At 40.6% G+C, this 17332-nt stretch carries 17 protein-coding genes and 1 pseudogene; 6 read left to right on the forward strand and 12 right to left on the reverse strand.

Translation table 11 applies throughout. From position 1 onward, the window contains the following. The 3 genes and pseudogenes from ACKPQ5_RS00390 to ACKPQ5_RS00400 form a co-directional block, all read right to left on the reverse strand. Positions 1–531 (reverse strand): annotated as a pseudogene (locus ACKPQ5_RS00390) (hypothetical protein); the annotation flags it as partial. 660 nt (positions 532–1191) lie between these two features. Beyond that, on the reverse strand, positions 1192–1953 hold the full coding sequence (locus ACKPQ5_RS00395) for a M14 family metallopeptidase (protein WP_407677105.1): 762 nt from the start codon (positions 1951–1953) through the stop codon (positions 1192–1194). Positions 1954–2222: 269 nt separating this feature from the next. Next, positions 2223–3008 carry a toxin-antitoxin system YwqK family antitoxin gene (locus tag ACKPQ5_RS00400; RefSeq protein ID WP_407677106.1) on the reverse strand — a complete coding sequence of 262 codons (786 nt, stop codon included), beginning with the start codon at positions 3006–3008 and terminating at the stop codon, positions 2223–2225. 158 nt (positions 3009–3166) lie between these two features. On the opposite strand from ACKPQ5_RS00400, the gene ACKPQ5_RS00405 reads away from it, so the two are divergent. Further along, positions 3167–3700: a hypothetical protein gene (locus ACKPQ5_RS00405; RefSeq protein WP_407677107.1), complete on the forward strand. Its 534-nt coding sequence runs from the start codon at positions 3167–3169 to the stop codon at positions 3698–3700. Between the two features lie 424 nt (positions 3701–4124). Here ACKPQ5_RS00405 and ACKPQ5_RS00410 read toward each other — a convergent pair whose 3' ends face one another. Further along, entirely contained in the window at positions 4125–4367 is a 243-nt protein-coding gene (locus ACKPQ5_RS00410; RefSeq protein WP_407677108.1) for a hypothetical protein, read from the reverse strand. Between the two features lie 202 nt (positions 4368–4569). Between ACKPQ5_RS00410 and ACKPQ5_RS00415 the strand changes: the two genes are divergently transcribed. The 4 genes from ACKPQ5_RS00415 to ACKPQ5_RS00430 are packed head-to-tail and all read left to right on the forward strand — an operon-like array spanning position 4570 to position 7014. Next, positions 4570–5352 (forward strand): tetratricopeptide repeat protein, encoded by a 783-nt coding sequence (locus ACKPQ5_RS00415; protein ID WP_407677109.1) that lies wholly within the window; start codon positions 4570–4572, stop codon positions 5350–5352. 30 nt (positions 5353–5382) lie between these two features. Then, positions 5383–5877, forward strand: a complete 495-nt coding sequence (locus ACKPQ5_RS00420) for a GNAT family N-acetyltransferase (protein WP_407677110.1) — start codon at positions 5383–5385, stop codon at positions 5875–5877. A gap of 5 nt (positions 5878–5882) precedes the next feature. Next, positions 5883–6371: an NUDIX domain-containing protein gene (locus tag ACKPQ5_RS00425; protein WP_407677111.1), complete on the forward strand. Its 489-nt coding sequence runs from the start codon at positions 5883–5885 to the stop codon at positions 6369–6371. 31 nt (positions 6372–6402) lie between these two features. After that, positions 6403–7014 carry a DUF6580 family putative transport protein gene (locus ACKPQ5_RS00430; RefSeq protein ID WP_407677112.1) on the forward strand — a complete coding sequence of 204 codons (612 nt, stop codon included), beginning with the start codon at positions 6403–6405 and terminating at the stop codon, positions 7012–7014. Positions 7015–7028: 14 nt separating this feature from the next. Here the strand turns inward: ACKPQ5_RS00430 and rlmB are convergent, their stop codons facing one another. The 4 genes from rlmB to ACKPQ5_RS00450 form a co-directional block, all read right to left on the reverse strand. Then, the gene (gene rlmB / locus ACKPQ5_RS00435) at positions 7029–7598 is read right to left on the reverse strand and encodes a 23S rRNA (guanosine(2251)-2'-O)-methyltransferase RlmB (protein ID WP_407677113.1); all 570 of its coding nucleotides are present in this window, start codon (positions 7596–7598) and stop codon (positions 7029–7031) included. A gap of 30 nt (positions 7599–7628) precedes the next feature. Then, on the reverse strand, positions 7629–9326 hold the full coding sequence (locus ACKPQ5_RS00440; protein ID WP_407677114.1) for an NADPH-dependent assimilatory sulfite reductase hemoprotein subunit: 1698 nt from the start codon (positions 9324–9326) through the stop codon (positions 7629–7631). A 65-nt stretch (positions 9327–9391) separates the two neighbouring features. After that, positions 9392–10432 (reverse strand): tRNA (adenosine(37)-N6)-threonylcarbamoyltransferase complex transferase subunit TsaD, encoded by a 1041-nt coding sequence (gene tsaD / locus ACKPQ5_RS00445; protein ID WP_407677115.1) that lies wholly within the window; start codon positions 10430–10432, stop codon positions 9392–9394. Further along, positions 10429–11697 (reverse strand): S41 family peptidase, encoded by a 1269-nt coding sequence (locus ACKPQ5_RS00450; RefSeq protein ID WP_407677116.1) that lies wholly within the window; start codon positions 11695–11697, stop codon positions 10429–10431. Before ACKPQ5_RS00450 ends, tsaD begins: the two co-directional genes overlap by 4 nt. Before the next feature lie 35 nt (positions 11698–11732). On the opposite strand from ACKPQ5_RS00450, the gene ACKPQ5_RS00455 reads away from it, so the two are divergent. After that, on the forward strand, positions 11733–12710 hold the full coding sequence (locus tag ACKPQ5_RS00455; RefSeq protein ID WP_407677117.1) for an SAM-dependent methyltransferase: 978 nt from the start codon (positions 11733–11735) through the stop codon (positions 12708–12710). 28 nt (positions 12711–12738) lie between these two features. Here the strand turns inward: ACKPQ5_RS00455 and ACKPQ5_RS00460 are convergent, their stop codons facing one another. The 4 genes from ACKPQ5_RS00460 to ACKPQ5_RS00475 form a co-directional block, all read right to left on the reverse strand. Further along, entirely contained in the window at positions 12739–14409 is a 1671-nt protein-coding gene (locus ACKPQ5_RS00460) for a LamG-like jellyroll fold domain-containing protein (RefSeq protein ID WP_407677118.1), read from the reverse strand. Further along, complete coding sequence (locus ACKPQ5_RS00465; RefSeq protein WP_407677119.1) at positions 14406–14936, reverse strand: sigma-70 family RNA polymerase sigma factor; 531 nt, start codon at positions 14934–14936, stop codon at positions 14406–14408. The genes ACKPQ5_RS00460 and ACKPQ5_RS00465 overlap by 4 nt, the downstream gene beginning before the upstream one ends. A gap of 9 nt (positions 14937–14945) precedes the next feature. After that, entirely contained in the window at positions 14946–15623 is a 678-nt protein-coding gene (locus ACKPQ5_RS00470) for a hypothetical protein (RefSeq protein ID WP_407677120.1), read from the reverse strand. Between the two features lie 165 nt (positions 15624–15788). Further along, the gene (locus ACKPQ5_RS00475; protein ID WP_407677121.1) at positions 15789–17255 is read right to left on the reverse strand and encodes a TlpA family protein disulfide reductase; all 1467 of its coding nucleotides are present in this window, start codon (positions 17253–17255) and stop codon (positions 15789–15791) included. Positions 17256–17332 lie beyond the last annotated feature (77 nt).

The following is a 17332-nucleotide window of genomic DNA, read 5'->3' on the forward strand; positions in this document are numbered from 1 at the left end:
CAAAGCCCCGGCAATGCTCGTAGCATTGTAATCATACCTCAGCTTCAAGGTCTTCCCAGAAGCCGGCACCCCGCTCAGGTAGACGGCGGAAACTACACCGCTCGAGTGGGTTATATTTCCGGTTAGCGTGGCGTTGGAAGCACCCTCCGTCCAAGTTGCATTTCCATCGCTTATGGAAGCACTGCCGGTCAGCATCGGCGTATTGGATGCCGTATGGTTGAAGACTTGAGCCACACCATCCGTAGGCCCGAAGGTTTCTGTGGCATTTCGAGTCGAGGATCCGGAACTCCCGAATTGAAACGAGTAGGTTCCGTTCTTTACCTCTACAGTTCCGACATTTTCGGAATAGGTCAACTGGCCCGTCGTCTCCGCATCGTAAATCCTGAGTGTTATGGTTACATTCGCATCCGTCGGTTGGCCGTTCGAGTCGGTTAATCTGCCTTGGTAATTAATGAGCTTGGGAACGGTCGCGTATCCTACAGCCCCCAATAATTGAATCAGGACTGTAAGCAAATATAGCTTAATCTTCATGACTTAATTATAGTTGCATTAAAATATATGATCAATAAAATAATAAGTTTTATCGAACTAAATTACTTTATAATCTATCTTCAAATGCCATTCAACTGGTACTTCAGTAACAAATCCAAAGTATTCATTTATATATTTCCTATCACCAATCCATTTCCCACGAATATTGACCTCACATTCGCCTTTTCCGTTTTTTCACTCTTAGAGCAACCTAGAAAAAGGAAAGATGATATTATAATTAAATAAAGATTGAATTTCATCATCCAATTATATCCTAACAATTAGCTTCATTCCCATTATAAGATTTAACTAATTTTATATCCTCCAAGATGAGTATCGACTCATCAAACATGCCCAGCTGACGGTAGCCATTCGAGCGGGAGAGGCGGGTGCGGAGGTTCATTCCTGGATAAAAATTTCCACCATAACAACCTCCTTTTATCCTGATGAAATATCCAGTAGCATAGATCGGATTAGCAGATTTGAATCTTACGATTAAATTTCCATTTTCAGTGACTTCCCATGCTCTTGCTTCTCCTTGAATATGATTCGTAGTTTAAACCCAAAGCTTATAGACATCAATTTTGATGCTGTGAGCTTCACTCTCCATCGCTCAATGATTGGGAATCAGGACTCCTTTCGAAACGGTTTGCTTATGTCCTATTTCAAATCCGAGAAAAGCACATGTTCAATCATGGCAGACTGTGCTTGAACACGAAGCGAAAGGTCTAATTCAGATGCTGTTTCAAAGGTAAATGTACGGCATTTATGGGTAAGATAAAAATAGAGTGCTTCCGGAATTCCGTCTTTGGGTGGATTGGTGGGGCGAGGGCGAATAATTCCATTCTTTGCTTTTCTGCCATCAATCTTTCGTCTTGGATCTGCCCCAATAAAAGGGGAAGCTGCACTAATAATTGCATCCGCTCTTCCATCAGATATTCCATTTCGACTCGGCTCGTAGAGATAAACTCCTTGGCCGTCAAAATCTTCATGTAAAGTTATTACCAGTTGTAAGTTTATCTTCTTTGTCCGCGACATGATATATTCAATGAAGGGATTGCGAGGATTCTTCCAAATGCGGTTTAAGTCGATACCTTTGGCATCCCAACGTGAATTATTGATTAACCCCCAAGGGTTAAGGCATGGGTAAATTAAAAGAGGTAGTGAACTCAATCGATCCACATTTGATTCTGCCCACGCGAGTAATCCCTCGGTAGATCCACTTTCGTCACCATGAATTCCTGCAGACAGATAGAGAACGTTTTGTTCTTTAATAACTCGAGAAGTAATTTCGAAGCAGGGAAAACCGTCAATCTCGGCCACTTTTTTTATCTTAAGACCTGCGATACGGCATACAGTACGCCACCGTCGAACTAAAAATTTATAATCGTGACTACGATAATTGTTTTTATTGAAAGACATTTGTTTTATGAAAAAAATTTAAGTATTTCATACTATTATGTATTTTAACCTAGAAGCGCTACTTTGGTATGCAATACTCATTGATTGCATCGGAGCGTGTATCGTCACGCTCTTCTTTTTAGATTGGTATCATGAGAATTTCCCAAAACTTCAAAAAATATTCCCTCTGAGCAAGGGTTGGTGCATTGCCTACTTTCTTGGAGTTTTTTGGATAGGTTGCCTGCTTTACAGGATGAATATTCTCCCTTGGTAAACAATACTGGAAGGTGCTATTCCTCGGAATCGTCTTCTCCGTATTTCGTGGAAATTGATTTTCCATCCCTGAATGTTTTTCGGTAAAGAATTGAGCCATCCTCCTTGTAATATGTCCATTCTCCAAACCTCTGACCTCCTTTGTAATTTCCTTCCTGGCGCTTTTGACCATTTTCAAACCACCAAATAAGGGGGCCATCCCGCTTGTCATTCCAATGGGTATAAGTCATCCATTTTTTCCCGTTTTCAAACCACGATCTTGCATTTCCATCCTTCAGTCCGGCTTTATAATTTTCTTCCACTTTAAGATTACCATTTTCATACCAGGAACGTGCGATTCCATCCTTCTTCCCATAAGAGTATTTCGCCTCTAGCATGCTTTGGCCTGTGGGGTACCAAAAACGGGTGATTCCGTGAAATGTTCGAACATCGAGTTGTTCGCTACTTTCGGGAATGGATTCATGCGAAATACTGGTGGGGAGGACTTCGACAGAATACAATGGCATACCATTTTCTTTCCACCTACTTACTTGATTGATCTGCCCTTCGGATAAACGAAGTAAGATTTCAACCTGTGTATTTTCATATAGTTTTTTGATAAAACCATTGAGGGATTGCTCCGCATTTGGTGCGTATAAAATTCCGTTTCGAACTTGTAAATTACCCCAACTGAGGGCCTTATCAAAAATTTCTTTCTGTACTTGTGTGTTATTAAAATCTACCGCATTTGATTGATGCAAAAACCCGACAAACAGGAGGGAGGGAATTAGGTAGAATCTAATCTTTTCTTTCAATCGATTCATATCTCCAATGGAAAAGTATAGCACCCAATTGTCAATCTTTAGAAAATCCATCCTGTTCTATCCCCAATGATTGAAAGTTTGTATTTTATTATTCGCAAAGAGGTAAATTAGTTGTTAGTGTATCTATGTAAGTAAACCCGAGGCCTGACTAAAAAAACATGAATAAAAAAAAAGATACTCCCCTTGAGATTGGTGAAAAGATTATAGAACGAATTCCAAATAGAAAAAAGAAACGAATCGGGGAGGTTATATTTGTCCAGGAGGGGAAAACTAGAAAACTCGAACTCGTACAACTCAACTCCCATGACTTGTCGCCATTGAGAAAGGGAAACTTAGAGTTGAAATTCTTTCGACTTCCAGAAGACAGATGCAAAAGGTTAAATGAATGGAAGTATCTGAAAAAACGAACATTTCAAATTGGGGACATCATTAAACATTCAAGAAATGGACATGTCCGATATGGCAAAATAATCTGTTTTGTACACCCCGATGAATTATATACTGATTCAAATGAAAAAGGATATAATGGAAAAGACTTACTCGAATGTGTTTCAGTTACAGCGAGGAATGGCCTTCCACGAAAGATTGATTCCACCGGCGAAGTAAAAAGGTTCTTGGTGGGTCCTGAACGCTCTACTATATGTGAAGTTTTACCAATGGATGAAAAGGGAGGAATCCGTATCAAAGACTAGACAAAAAAAGAGAGGAACTACCGAGTGCTAGAGCAGCAAGGCAGAATCTATCTTCTTTTCATCTCCCTACAGGTAATGAACGATCAAAATTACCGGTTTACATTTTCGCACTATTCATTCCCCCATTCACTGGTACTACTGAATAAATAGATTGAATTTCGACTGCTAGTTCCACTTTTATTCTCTTACGCATTGTAATGCCCAATGAAAGATACTAAGTGCCTTTCCGATCAGAAATGAATTTAAGCAATGGGGGCGAGGTCAAAATCAGCCTGTAAACACTATTGAGGAAGGTATAATTCCAAGAAGTGGAATTGTGCAAATGCGGAAATAAAACTTACTATTAGCGGACTTGTGTCCTATTGTCCCTCGTTTCAATGCACAGAAAACGGGGTAAGACTGAGTCTAATTAATTAGGAAATATTTACCATTTACGAAGCAGTTCTTCCCAATAACTGTCCAAGCTTTCAGAATCCGGAAAGGACTTGGTAACAGATGCCTCAGCACTTTTGGCGTCATGATAGTAGAACACTATCTTATTACCTGTCTGCTCTTTCTTGAACAAATAAACTTGGCTCTTATTCACGCAAAGAGGATTCCCCTTATCATCAACGCCAGCTTTAATCACACTCAATGAGGCTTCTGACTTGTTGATTAACGCCCCCATGAAGAACGAAGCAGATAACATCACAATAATTCCCATTAACACTTTATTATTTTTGCACATAAGATTTTTCTCCTACAATTTGTATTTGATAAAACTCAATGAAAAAGAATCTTCAAAGAATGGCAAAAGAATTTCTTCTTATATGTATTCTTACTTGCACAACAGTTGATTTACGCCCTTCCTAATTACCAATCATTGGATCATGAAAATACTTACACTCACTCTAGTCCTCACTTTCACCTCTTTCCACTCACATGCGGAAAGGAAAACACTTGGCGACTGGGCACAGTTTCATCGCGAAGCAGATAACCTCAGTAAAAGTTGTAATTATGAAGATGCGGCCAAGTTGTACCAGCAGGTGGTGAAGGGCCGACTACCCTACCAAGGAAACAGGCACCGGGATGTCGGGGTAACATGGAATAACTTGGGAGTCGCACTTTATTTCCTGGGTGAGAATGAACAGGCGGGTGAAGCCTACCAAAAAGCGATCAATGTCTTATTACCTGCAATAGGAGCGAAACATCCCGATATTTTAACCGTTCAAACGAATCAGGCGTTTATAGAAGAATCGAATAATAATTTCAAGAAAGCAGAAAGAAGTTTTCGGGAATTATTACAAAAGAAACTTCCTCATGTCGGTGCAAGTCATACTGACTTGGCGGACTGCAAAGAAGGATTGGCATTGGCATTGGAGGGACAGGAAAAACATGAAGAAGCTTTAGAACAACTTCAAGACGCACTGAAAATAAGGATCGATCGATGGGGAGAGAACCATACCGATGTGGGAGCTACCTATGCTGCGATGTCTATAATTCACCTCAATGAGGGGGAATTTGAAAAAGCCAATAAATGGGACGAAAAAGCTCGGGCAATCCTTGGGAAAACAAAAGGAGCCTATCCCCCGAACCGAAATACAGTCTCCCGTTTAAAGCCACAACCTGCAGAACTAATGAAGGCAAGGAGTAAAGATTTACGGATACCCTAACCTCCTTCAATTACGAACTTAATTCCCTCTTTGAAACTAATTAATTTCCCTCCCAGTAGGACCCATGATTTGCTATCATGGATTCAGAGCGAAGAGGATCAACAATTTTGGTCTGGAAATACTTTTCAAGAAGGCTTGAATACAGAAGTTTTTTCAATTCATTTACAAAGAAAAGATTTACATTCCTTTGCATTTATTGATGAAAATGGATTGCTTAACTGCTACGGAGAAATTGTCCACTCCGTTGATAATAAGGCAGTTCTTTGCCGAGTAATAGTAAATCCAACAATCCGAAGAAGGGGGATAGGAAGAAAGTTCGTTCACAAAATAGTTGACTGGTGCGTGGCTCAAAAAAAATTCATGAGAATTACTTTAAATACTTTTGGCCATAACAAACCGGCACGAAATTGTTATCGCTCACTTGGTTTCAATGAAATCGCACTGAAGGAGAAATATCGGAGAGTCGGCCCGCATTGGAGAGATTTAGTAGTAATGGAAAAAAGCCTCAATATTGAAAGAATCTAATGACCATGCCTAACAAGATAAGCGGCGGACTGGTCTTATATGAAAAAGAGAACCAAACGACACAATTTTTAATCGCTCATCCTGGTGGTCCATTATTCAAGAATCGAGATGATGGATGGTGGAGTATTCCAAAAGGAGAACCCAATAAAGGAGAAGAAGTTTTTGATGCAGCAATACGAGAATTTGAAGAGGAAACCGGTTTAATTCCTCGTGGACCATACCTCGACCTGGGTTCCATTCTTCAAAAAAATGGCAAGCGAGTTTATGCATGGGGATTCTCAGGTAAATGGATTAAAGGAACCATTCCAAAATGTAATAAAATTACCCTAGAATTCCCCAAAGGGAGTGGGAAAAACTGGACTTTCCCGGAAATTGATCAAGCTGTTATGATGACAGAAAGGGAAGCAAAGACAAAATTATGCCCCGAACAATGCTCTTTTATCGATCGATTAATTGATGTTTTGGAAATAAAAGAAAGAGGAAGCAAGAGTTGAACCCCAAAAATAAATCGTGTAGTGTATTTAAATGACAAAACATTTACAGTCAGATTCTACCTTATTAAAGTCACCTCAATTATGGCTTGTCATTCTGATTATTGCAGTGGGATGGTCTCGATATTTACCCTTGTCCCATCCCGAGTTGTTTAACTTTACTCCAGTAATAGCTCTTTTTTTTATTTCGGGAGCGTTTTTAAAAGGGTTTTGGTCTTGGTTGGGTCCAATCACTGCGGTTTTTATTTCTGATTTGCTATTAAATCCATTTTACGGAGCGAATCTTTTTGAAACATTTACCCTGGTTACAATCATTGCCTACATAGGAATTTTTGCCTTGGGTAAATCAATTCGAAAATCACCACGGGTACTACCGCTTTTTGCGGGTGCAATCTCAAGTGCATTACTTTTTCATGGTTTAACCTGTGGGTTTGCATGGCTGATTAATCCAGCCTATGCAAAAACAGTCGCCGGTTTTTGGCAGGCTCAATTCTTTGGTGAACCTGGATATGCTCCTGCATACCTTTTCCTGCGCAACTCACTAGTTAGCACCGTACTTTTTTCCGCTGTTTTCTCTTGGCTTTTTATTAAAACTGGAGAGAAAAAAGGAAGTACCGAAGGGGCATTAAAGACCTCCAATATTTAGGTTTTTTAGGGGAACTAACTTCTTCTCTGACGAAACGCCTCAAATAAACAAACTCCGGTTGCAACAGAAACATTGAGGCATTCCACTGTGCCTCCCATTGGAATGTTAATTAAAACATCGCAGTTATCTGCCGTTAACCGTCGAATACCCGTCCCCTCTGCACCCACCACTAATGCGAGTGGGCCTTTTAGATTGGACTCAAATATTGTTATTTTCGCCTGGTCACTTGTACCCACCATTTTGATCGCTCGTTGATTAAGCTCCTTCATAAAGCGGGCCAAGTTTCGTACTCGAGCAAGAGGAAGAGCCTCAGCTGCACCCGATGCTACATGTCGAACCACATCAGTTAATCCAGCCGATCGGTCACTTGGAATTACAACGAGATTAATTCCCGCACCATCTGCTGAACGCAAACATGCACCCAAGTTCCTAGGATCTTGCACTTGATCCAAAATAAGTATGAATGGATCGTCATTTAAATTATCCAACAACTCGAGTGCTTCCTCCTCATTTAAAGTGGAAATATTCGCCTGTGGATTACCGTGTGTCTTCCTACCTAATGTCTTGGAAAACCTTCTGCCCATACGAAAATAAGATTAAGTGCAAAAAAAGTATTACTCGTGAAAGTCGGCCCCTTGGTCAGTTTCTTTCACATAACTTTTACGAATACAGAAATTCCCAAACCGTTCACCCTCTACTCGATTCTCGGCATAGTCCTCCAGTAATGGTCTCAGTTCAGCGACAATTTCTTCATGTGTAATCGCAGGCTTATACAACTTATTTAAACGAGTGCCATCCAACCCGGCTCCTAAGTAAAGATTGTACTTACCAGGTGCTTTACCAACCAGTCCGATCTCGCCAAGATAAGGACGGCCGCACCCATTGGGACAACCAGTTGAACGAATGGCAATTGATTCATCCCGAAGACCAAGACCGTCAATTATCGCATCCAATTCATCAATCAATTGGGGGAGATATCGCTCGCTTTCTGCCAATGCCAAGCTACAGGTTGGAAGTGCAGTACAGGCAATCGAATTGAGCCTTAAACCGCTTAAATCAGATGGTAAAAGAACACCATGTTTTGCTAAAATTTCATCGATCTTACCCTTCTCCTCGTTTCCAACACGGGCAATCACAAGATTTTGATTGGCAGTGAGTCTAAACTCACAGGGAATGGAAGATGCAATTTCACGAATCGCTAACTTGGGTTTGTCTCGTAGTCGACCTCCCTCAAAAAATAATCCATAAGTCCATGAACCATCAGCATCCTGATTCCATCCGTAACGATCGGTGGTAGATTCAAATAAAAAGTCTCGAGCAGGTTGTAAATCCCATCCCAGTCTTTGGTTGAGTTCTTCCTTAAACCATTCAACGCCACGATCTTCGATAGTATATTTTAAACGGGCGTGCCTTCGATCCGATCGGTCCCCAAAATCCCTTTGGATTTTAACCACCTCTTCCGCGACTTGAACTGCTTGTTCTGGGGTACAAAATCCAATTACATCTGCCAAGCGGGGAAAGGTGGTGGTTTTGCCATGAGTCATTCCCAAACCTCCCCCAACCAAGACATTGTAACCCACAATTTTACTATTCTCTGAGATGCCTACATAGCCTAAACAATTAGAAAAAACATCGACATCATTTCGAGGTGGTAACGCGACTGCTATTTTAAACTTTCGTGGAAGGTATGTTTTTCCATAAATAGGTTCCTCCACTTCTTCTCCTATCGCTGCAGTTTTTTCTCCGTCGAGCCAAATTTCGGCATACGCAGAAGTACTCGGCGTCAAATGATCGTGAATTTGCTGAGCTAAATTCAAAGCTTGCCCATGAAGTGCGGACTCAAAAGGGTTGGAGGGTGACATCACATTCCGATTCACATCACCACAGGCTGCCAATGTGTCAAGGAGGGTGTCATTAATCTCCTTCATTGTTTGCTTGAGGTTTTTCTTCACCACTCCGTATAACTGAAAAGCCTGCCTGGTCGTAATCTTGAGCGATTGATCACCAAACTTGTTACACAACTCATCAATTCCGAGCCATTGCTTGGGCGTACAAACTCCTCCGGGTACTCGGACTCTTATCATAAAAGAAAACGCCTTTTCTTTCTTTTCCTTAAGCAAAGCCGCCCTCTCGTCACGGTTATCCTGTAGATAGGTTCCGTGGAACTTGGTCAGTTGTGCATCATCCGCAGAAATGGAACCGGTGGAAGTATCTGACAAACCGTCCAATATAGTACCTCGTAAAAAATTACTTTTTTCCTTAATACCCTCGTTTTTAGAAAGCTTTTTACTTTTTTCAGGATCTGAAATCATGGATAATCAAAATAGCTTTTTTCAAGGAATAGGCAAGTGTTCTCAATTCCATTTATGTCATACAATCAAAGTGAACAGGGAAATTCATCAAGCATAAGAGCTGAATTGAAACTTAATTCTTGATTTTGATTGGGCCAAGTATTTGTAGAATCGACATTGGCTGCAAAGCAAATCATCCCCGCGTTGTCTCCAGTATGTTGAGGTGCAGCACATAGTAGTTCGGTGTCATTCTTTTTCGCCATCTTATTCATCTCGTCTCTCAAAACTTGATTATTGGCTACCCCTCCAGAAAGCCCAATACTACGAAAATTACCGCACTCCAATGCATGTCCTACCTTCCTTACTAACTGCATAATCGCTGCAGTCTGATAGGAAGCAGCAAGATCGGAATAACGTTCATGCACTTCTGATTCTGTCATCTTTTTAAGAGTGTAAAGCAAACTTGTCTTTAGACCGGAGAAACTAAATTTCATCTCATTTTTGGAGGAAAATGCTCGAGGAAAATCGTATGCCTTGATATTTCCTCCCCTTGCTTGTCTTTCCAGTTCAGCACCCCCTGGATAAGGAATTCCTAATAATTTAGCTCCCTTGTCTAGTGCTTCACCCACAGCATCATCCACCGTTTTTGCAATAATAGAAATCTCCTTATTTTCATTCAGTATAAAAAGAATAGTATTTCCTCCGGAAACCAGTAATCCCAAATGAGGCAGGTAAGGAGCAAGAGTACCCTCCCCGCTTAAACCTAAAGGTAAAAACGGAGAAAATGCATGCCCCCTTAAGTGATTAACTCCAACAACTGGAACATCCCAAAGAAGTCCCAACGATTTTGCCACGCTCATTCCAATGCCCAGGCAACCCACTAGACCGGGACCACAAGTAACCGCTATTTTCGAAACAATTGAATCTAGTTGGTGTTTTTCTTTCGCTAAGGACAACAGGGGAATAAAATTATTTAAGTGCTCTGAAACTGCAATATCTGGCACTACCCCACCGTACTCGGAATGTTGTGTAATTTGGCTATGAATCCATTCTCCTAGAATACCCTCGCTAGGTGAATACAAAGCTAACGCAGATTCATCACAAGAACTTTCGATTCCTAAAATCATTGTTTTAAAGGAGTGCCCTCGTCTCCATTTAATAGGAGGACTTCTTCTGCTTTACCCAACTGAACATCAACAATAGGAGTAAAACCAAATTGTTTTTCGAATGTTTCCCGAGTCATAATATCCTGACTATACCTTTGAATTCTAAGTTTGGTTTCATTTTCGTCAGAACAGTCGACCTTGAACTGAGGTTCAATCCCTTCCTCGTGAATAGTAGATCCGTCGGGTAGAAAATACATTGCAGTGGTTAATCGCAAACCAGATTCATCTTCCATTGGAAAGATAGTCTGCACGGAACCTTTTCCAAAAGATTGCTCTCCAATAATTGGTGCCCGGCCCAAAACTGATAAGGCACCACCAACAATTTCCGAAGCACTCGCACTTCCTTCATTCATTAACACTACCATCGGAATATCAGGGAGATTTTCTTCTGTATTTGAATGGTAGTCACGCACCTCATTTTTCTTCCTCCCCTTGATCGAAACAATTAACTGCCCTTTCGAAAGAAAACATTCTGTAATTTCGATTGCGGCAGATAAAAGCCCACCAGAATTATCTCTTAAATCTAGAATTAACCGTTTCATTCCTTTTTCCTTCAAATCTGAAATTGCTTCTTTAAATTCCGCTCCAGATCGTGAGGTAAACTGGACTAATCTGATATAGGCCGTTCCATTCTGATCAACATTCATTCCTTCGACACTAGAAATATTAATTTTTTTTCGAAGAACGGTAATTCCCCTCATCTCACCCAGTCTTGAACGAACGGTTATTCGAACCGACGTATTCTCCTCTCCCTTGATTCGCTTACTTACTTCTGCTAGTTCCCAACCTGCTAAAACTTCTTCTTCCACCTTCGTAATATATTCCCCAACAGATAATCCCGATTCTTCAGCTGGACCACCAGGAAAGACACGGGTTACAAGAACTCCCTCTTCCACCTTTCTGATCATTACCCCAATACCAACATATCGCCGGTGGGTATCATCCTTAAACGCTGTGTATTGTTTTGGTGTGTAATAACTAGAGTGACGATCTAATTCGGTAACCATTCCAGAAATTGCAATGTCTGTAAGTTGACTATAATCGGACTTATTCTTATCAACATATAATGCATTGGTTATCCGTAAAGACTCTCCAAATCGAAATAAAGCATTCCAATATTCAGAATCGAAAAATGATTGTTTCGAAGGGTCTAGCCAAACTTTGCACAATAAAAACGAAAGAACAAATGATGGAATCCCCCAAATAAAAAATTTCTTTAATCTCACTTCTATTCATTTATCCAAGCAATCATGTAAAGCCAATGACAAAGGAACAAATTACCATTTACGATATCCTGCAAGAAAAACTTAAAGATCGTATCGCCCTACCCATGGACGAATTTATTAACATTGTACTGTATGATCCTTCTTTCGGTTATTATTCTCAGATTCGTGAACGTGTGGGAAAAAGTACTAATACAGATTTTTATACTTCCAATACATTTGGAACTCTTTGGGGAGAGATGATTGTTGATGCCTGTGAAAATATTCTTCATGGCCAAGAGATTGAGAATTATACATTTGTTGAAATCGCTGCAGAGCCAAACTGCTCAATATTGAAAAACATAGAGCATCCTTTTTTATCTTCAATCACCTACAGATTGGGTGATTCTATAGAAATCCCAAGCCCTGCAATAGTATTTTCTAATGAATGGCTAGACGCTCAACCCTTCAAAAGATATCGTTATTACTCTGCAGAAAAAAGATGGAGAGAGGTTGGTGTTCAATTACTGAATGGGGAACTTAGTGAATTTATTTTGCCTGAAATTATAGATCCACCATTTCCTGATGCTAGCCCAAATGAATATACAATCGATTGGCCAACCGGGGCTGATCACTCGCTTAAACAAGTAGTTTCCGAACCGTGGAATGGACTTTTCCTCACCTTTGATTATGGATTGTCAAAAGAAAGCATTCTGTACGAAAGACCGGAAGGAACTGCGCGTGCATACTATAAGCATAAGATGAATTGTGATCTATTTTCCCGCCCCGGAGAACAAGATCTAACCTGTCATTTATGCTGGGATGAACTAATCAAATTATTAAAACAAGGTAATTTTGAAAAGGTAAGTCTTGAAAGCCAGGAATCGTTTTTCATGCATTACTCACAAAACAAGATCAAAAGCTTAATTGAGAAAACTGATAATTCCATGAATAAACAGGTCCAAAAACTAAAGGAGCTCATTCATCCCCAACACTTTGGAAGCAAGTTTCAAGCCCTGTGGGGAATTAGGAATTAAACCAAGTGTTGACTAAAGAATTACAAATCTAGGGAATTCGCGTACCCAGTGCGTTGGGCACCTCGAAAGGTCGTCCAACCTCATAGATTCTTCTGATTTGGTCTTCGTCATATACTCCCTCAAAAACACCAAATTCGTCAATACTGCCATTAAGTGCAACTCCGCCGTTCGCACCCTTTGTGGAGCTTGAATGCCCAAGCATTGCCTTGGGGAAGGTCAGGATGACTGGGTCAATTAGTTTTTCTCGACTGAATGATCTTCCATTAACATAATGAGTAATCATTTTGGCGTCGGCATTGTAAGTTGTGGCAACATGAGCCCATCGTCCTAACTTGTCTGAACGAAATGCTACAGCGGATTCATAAAAAGTGTTTCCGCCACTGTTTCGTGTGCGCAAGACAATTTTCCCATCGCCATTGACACTCCAACATACTGAACCAAGCGATTTAGGTTCACTGCATATAATTGGGGAAATGGACTGGTCAAGAGAATCAATTTTTAACCATGCCGAAAAAGTGGCCGATTTCAAATGACTGGGGAGTTGTAAACGAACACGGTCGTTTTTTCTCTTAAAAGAAAGTGCACCCTTACCCGACCAACGCCCCTCACTCCAATTACAACCCACAATTGCTCCATTTTGAACAGATGAGTTAGAAACGCTTTCATTCCTAAGAATTCGAGACCATGGGCTATGATTATCGAAAGAAAAGTAAAGTACTGTCTTCGGGTCGGAAGAAATATCATTGCTCAAATCGACCCAGGCCGAATGTCTGCGCTGGGATTCCTCCATCGAGCGAAAGGCAAGATCAGCAGCACTGATGAATGGCTCCGATGGCATTTCGACCCAGTTTGCATTCCCATAAGGATCGATAAAGATTGATTCTCCTCCGGATACTTCCCTGGTTATGTTTTCACCCGAGTCAGTCTGGCCTTCGTAAATCACATTACCTTGATAAACAAATAATTCTGTCGAGCCACCGGCATGTACGTGAAGACCAAAATCAGTTCCCAAATCGATCACTCTTCCCTTCGGCACAACTACAGTAAATCCAGTTGCAACCTGTGGTACAATAGCCCGTAATTTCCCCCTCGCCAACGAGCCTTCGTTCGGATTTTCTAAAGAAAATTCAACCGGTCCTTCCAACACAACTGTAGCCCCCTGTAAGAATTCAACCTGGGCCAATCCATTCGCTAATTTAAGGGTACTCGGTTCTAATGTATCTCCCAAGTCAGCACGAAATTGGGTCGGGTCTTCCCATCTAACTCCAACCGATTTAGTTAATACAGCAACAGTATCAACAATTACCGGTGCTCTTTCTAAGGGTGCAGCAGGGTCATCTCCCTTGCTGTTTACCAACTTAGGGGCGTCAGTAGAAAAGGAAAAGTTTTGTATTTCCTGATTAAAAAAGATTCCAAAAACAACCAAGGCAGCAATTGCAAAAAGAGGCTTCCAAAAAGAAACAATATTGGCGGGAGACTCTTCGACGGTGTCTTCAGTATCGTCACTTATTAACTCCTCTGCATAATGCCGCAAACTGGAGGACATATCCATGAATTCAATGTAATACTGCCGTACCTCCTCATTATCAGAAATCCAGTTTTCTAATCGAACAAGTTTATGCTTGGGCAAATTATTCTCGACTAGTGCATCAAGAAGGTCGTGCAATTCCAATATTTCCTTATCGCTTAAACTTGTCATGCTCTTTCTGTAGATATCTCGAATGAGACACAATCAAACAGTGTTTTACGGATACGATTAAGTGCCTTGTACGCTCCCTGTATTGTACGTCCAGATGCCTGTGCCGCAGCAGTCACATTTTTACCTGATTCATAACGAGTAAGCACCATCCTACGATCCCGATCATTCAACTTTTTTAAACAGCGAGATAATGCACCATGTCGGGTATCTAATTCTTCTTCCAATTCAAATCTGGTTTCTGAAATTACATCCAATACTTCTTGATTAAAAACAACTTTAGATGTCGCAAATTTTTTTCGAGCTGCACGAACTTTCCAATAGGCAATCTGGCAAGCCCAGGAATAAAAATTCGTTCCCGTTTCAAAACCAGAGAATTTCTCGCAAATAGTAAGGCTTGCTTCCTGCAATATATCTTCTGCATCGCTTCTAGAGGGTACCAGAGTATGAATATATGCAAATATTCGACGCTGATACTTCATCATTAATTGTACCAACTCAGATGAGCGGTCCTGCACATTATTGCTCATCGTAGAGAATTAAGCTGCTTGCTTCACCTTTCCTTTGGAAACTCGTAAAGACTTTGTTTTAGAGTCAAATTTTTCAAATTTATCCAATCCCCTGCGCTCCACTTCACGAACTGCTTTTTCGAGACTTTTAGAGGATAATTTAACCATTTTAACTTTAGGACGAGCGTTTTTAACTTTATCAGCAATGTCTATCATCTTGTAATAAATTGTGCCTCCTGGCGATTGCGAAAGTCGAGAAGTTAACTGAACATTTTGCTTTCTCCTCCGTCTTGTTCTCTTCACACTGTTCGGGGGGTGTTTTTCACTTCCTTCACTTTCATCTCGGGCAAGGTCACCGTTAGAATCTTCAATTAATCGGGAAAGAGTTGATTCATCGAGGTATTTATTACCCAAGTCATTACAAGCAAAATTTTCATCATAACCCACTTCATCGTAGGGATCAGTAATTGTCATTATTTTGTACGCAGAGCCTAAAATCCCCTTGAAATCTTTCCAGAACCATTGCACCGCTTGCTGAACCGCTTTCTTTCTACTGTTACCGTAAACGGCTTTTGTCGCAATAAAAGTTCGATTCGGTCCTAGGCGAGCCTCGATCAAATATTTTGTATCGTAAATCAGGCGGAAGTAATCGTCGTAATCAATTTTGAGCTTGATGTCATATCTTAGGAAGTCGTTGACTTTCATCATAGTATTTAATCTCCTTTTAGGCGTTAAGAATAGGGTTATTGCGATGCGTCTAGTGAATCGAACGCAATACCTAATAGGATGTTCTATGACAATTTAGACAAAAAAAGTTACTTTATTTCATAAATAAAACTAAGGCATTGAATACCAACGACATAAGTCATCAGGTTATTCTTTAGATAAAAGTTCTTTAATTTCTTTTCTTAATTGCTCACCCGTATTGGCACCGAATCCAACATGGACAAATCGTACCAATCCCTTTTGGTCAATTACCACAGTTTGAGGAATTCCCCCCACCATGTATGATTTGCCCACGGTATTTGATTTATCTAATGCAACCGTAAGTTGATTCAATTTTTTGGACTTGATAAATTGGTTTATGGTTTTCTTATTTTCTCCCTGATTCATAGCGACAAAGCGAACTTTACTTGAATCAAAAGAAGAGGTTACTTTTTGCAATATCGGCAATCCCCGAACACAAGGACCACACCAAGTTGCCCAAAAATCGAGCACAACCACTTTACCCTGATGATCTGAAAGACGAAATTTTGTTCCGTCCAGTAAAGAGGCTTCAAATGGGGGTGCGGATTCTCCAATTAATTGCTTTGGACCATCACTCTTCGCTTGTTCGAGGGGAGAATCAGATGAAGGGGGGAGAATCTGTTCTGCAAACTGATCAAGGTCACTCGGTAATACCTCCACCCGAACGAAAACATTTTTATCAACCGCTTGCGTCTTGACTCGGTTTAAAATGGGAGGTGCCTGCCCTCCCTGCTTGGCCATTGCCAACTGAGCCATTCCCAATCCTCCTTGTGCAACTGTCCAAAGTCCAAGTGCGGATTGAGTATCCTTGCAACTTACACAAATTTCCAACCCCAAAGATTTCTCCAAAAAGCTGATTGAGAATCCCAATTCCCTAATTCCTTTTACAGAATTGGCGAGACCGGCAAACAAAGGATTTTGTTGATTAGCCGCAAATTCTGGTCTCTCCCATAAGGCAGGATCAACATTGACCGCAAATGTGACCTGTCGTTTGTCAGACATTGCATCCAAACTGACAAGCGATTCATGACCGAACTTTCCCACGAGTGCTCGATTAACATTATCGGGAATGCCCACCATCAATTCCGAATAATTCTTTTCTTTTCTTATCGCTAATAACAGATCAGATGAACTCGCTTCTTCATCCATAACTTCAACAGGAATAGTCATGTATGTGGTATTTCCATTAGTCCGCTTCGTTTTCTCCACCCGATCGCGAGCTTCCTTGCCATCTTCATTCTCTAACTCTCCAAGCATGAATGCAAAAAGTTTATCCTGATTAATTTCCCCCTTAACTTTTGCTTGAAACAAAATATCTAATTCAGAACCAATCTTGGGAGAACGCCCTAATTCTTTCATCTTTGATATGCCCTCTAATCCCTCCACAGTGACTCTGAAACTCTCTAAATCATCAATTTTGAGTCCAGTCAGCTTGAGGACTTCCTGTACTTCTTTATCCGATTGGATTTCATTGATTTCTTCGGTAATCTGAGGGTATTTTTCCTCGATCAATTGGTAAAATCCACTTTGTCGTATCGAATCGATCTGCACTTGAAAGAACATCAGGAAAGAAAATAAAAATTCTGAACTCATATTGTATTAGGTTTTGGGGGGGATAAAAAAATATGCTACTGTTAATAAAGTTGATTGTTTAATAAAATACTTAAAGG

Origin of the sequence: Candidatus Seribacter sulfatis (assembly GCF_964187635.1) — a bacterium.
Taxonomy (GTDB): domain Bacteria; phylum Verrucomicrobiota; class Verrucomicrobiia; order Opitutales; family Seribacteraceae; genus Seribacter; species Seribacter sulfatis.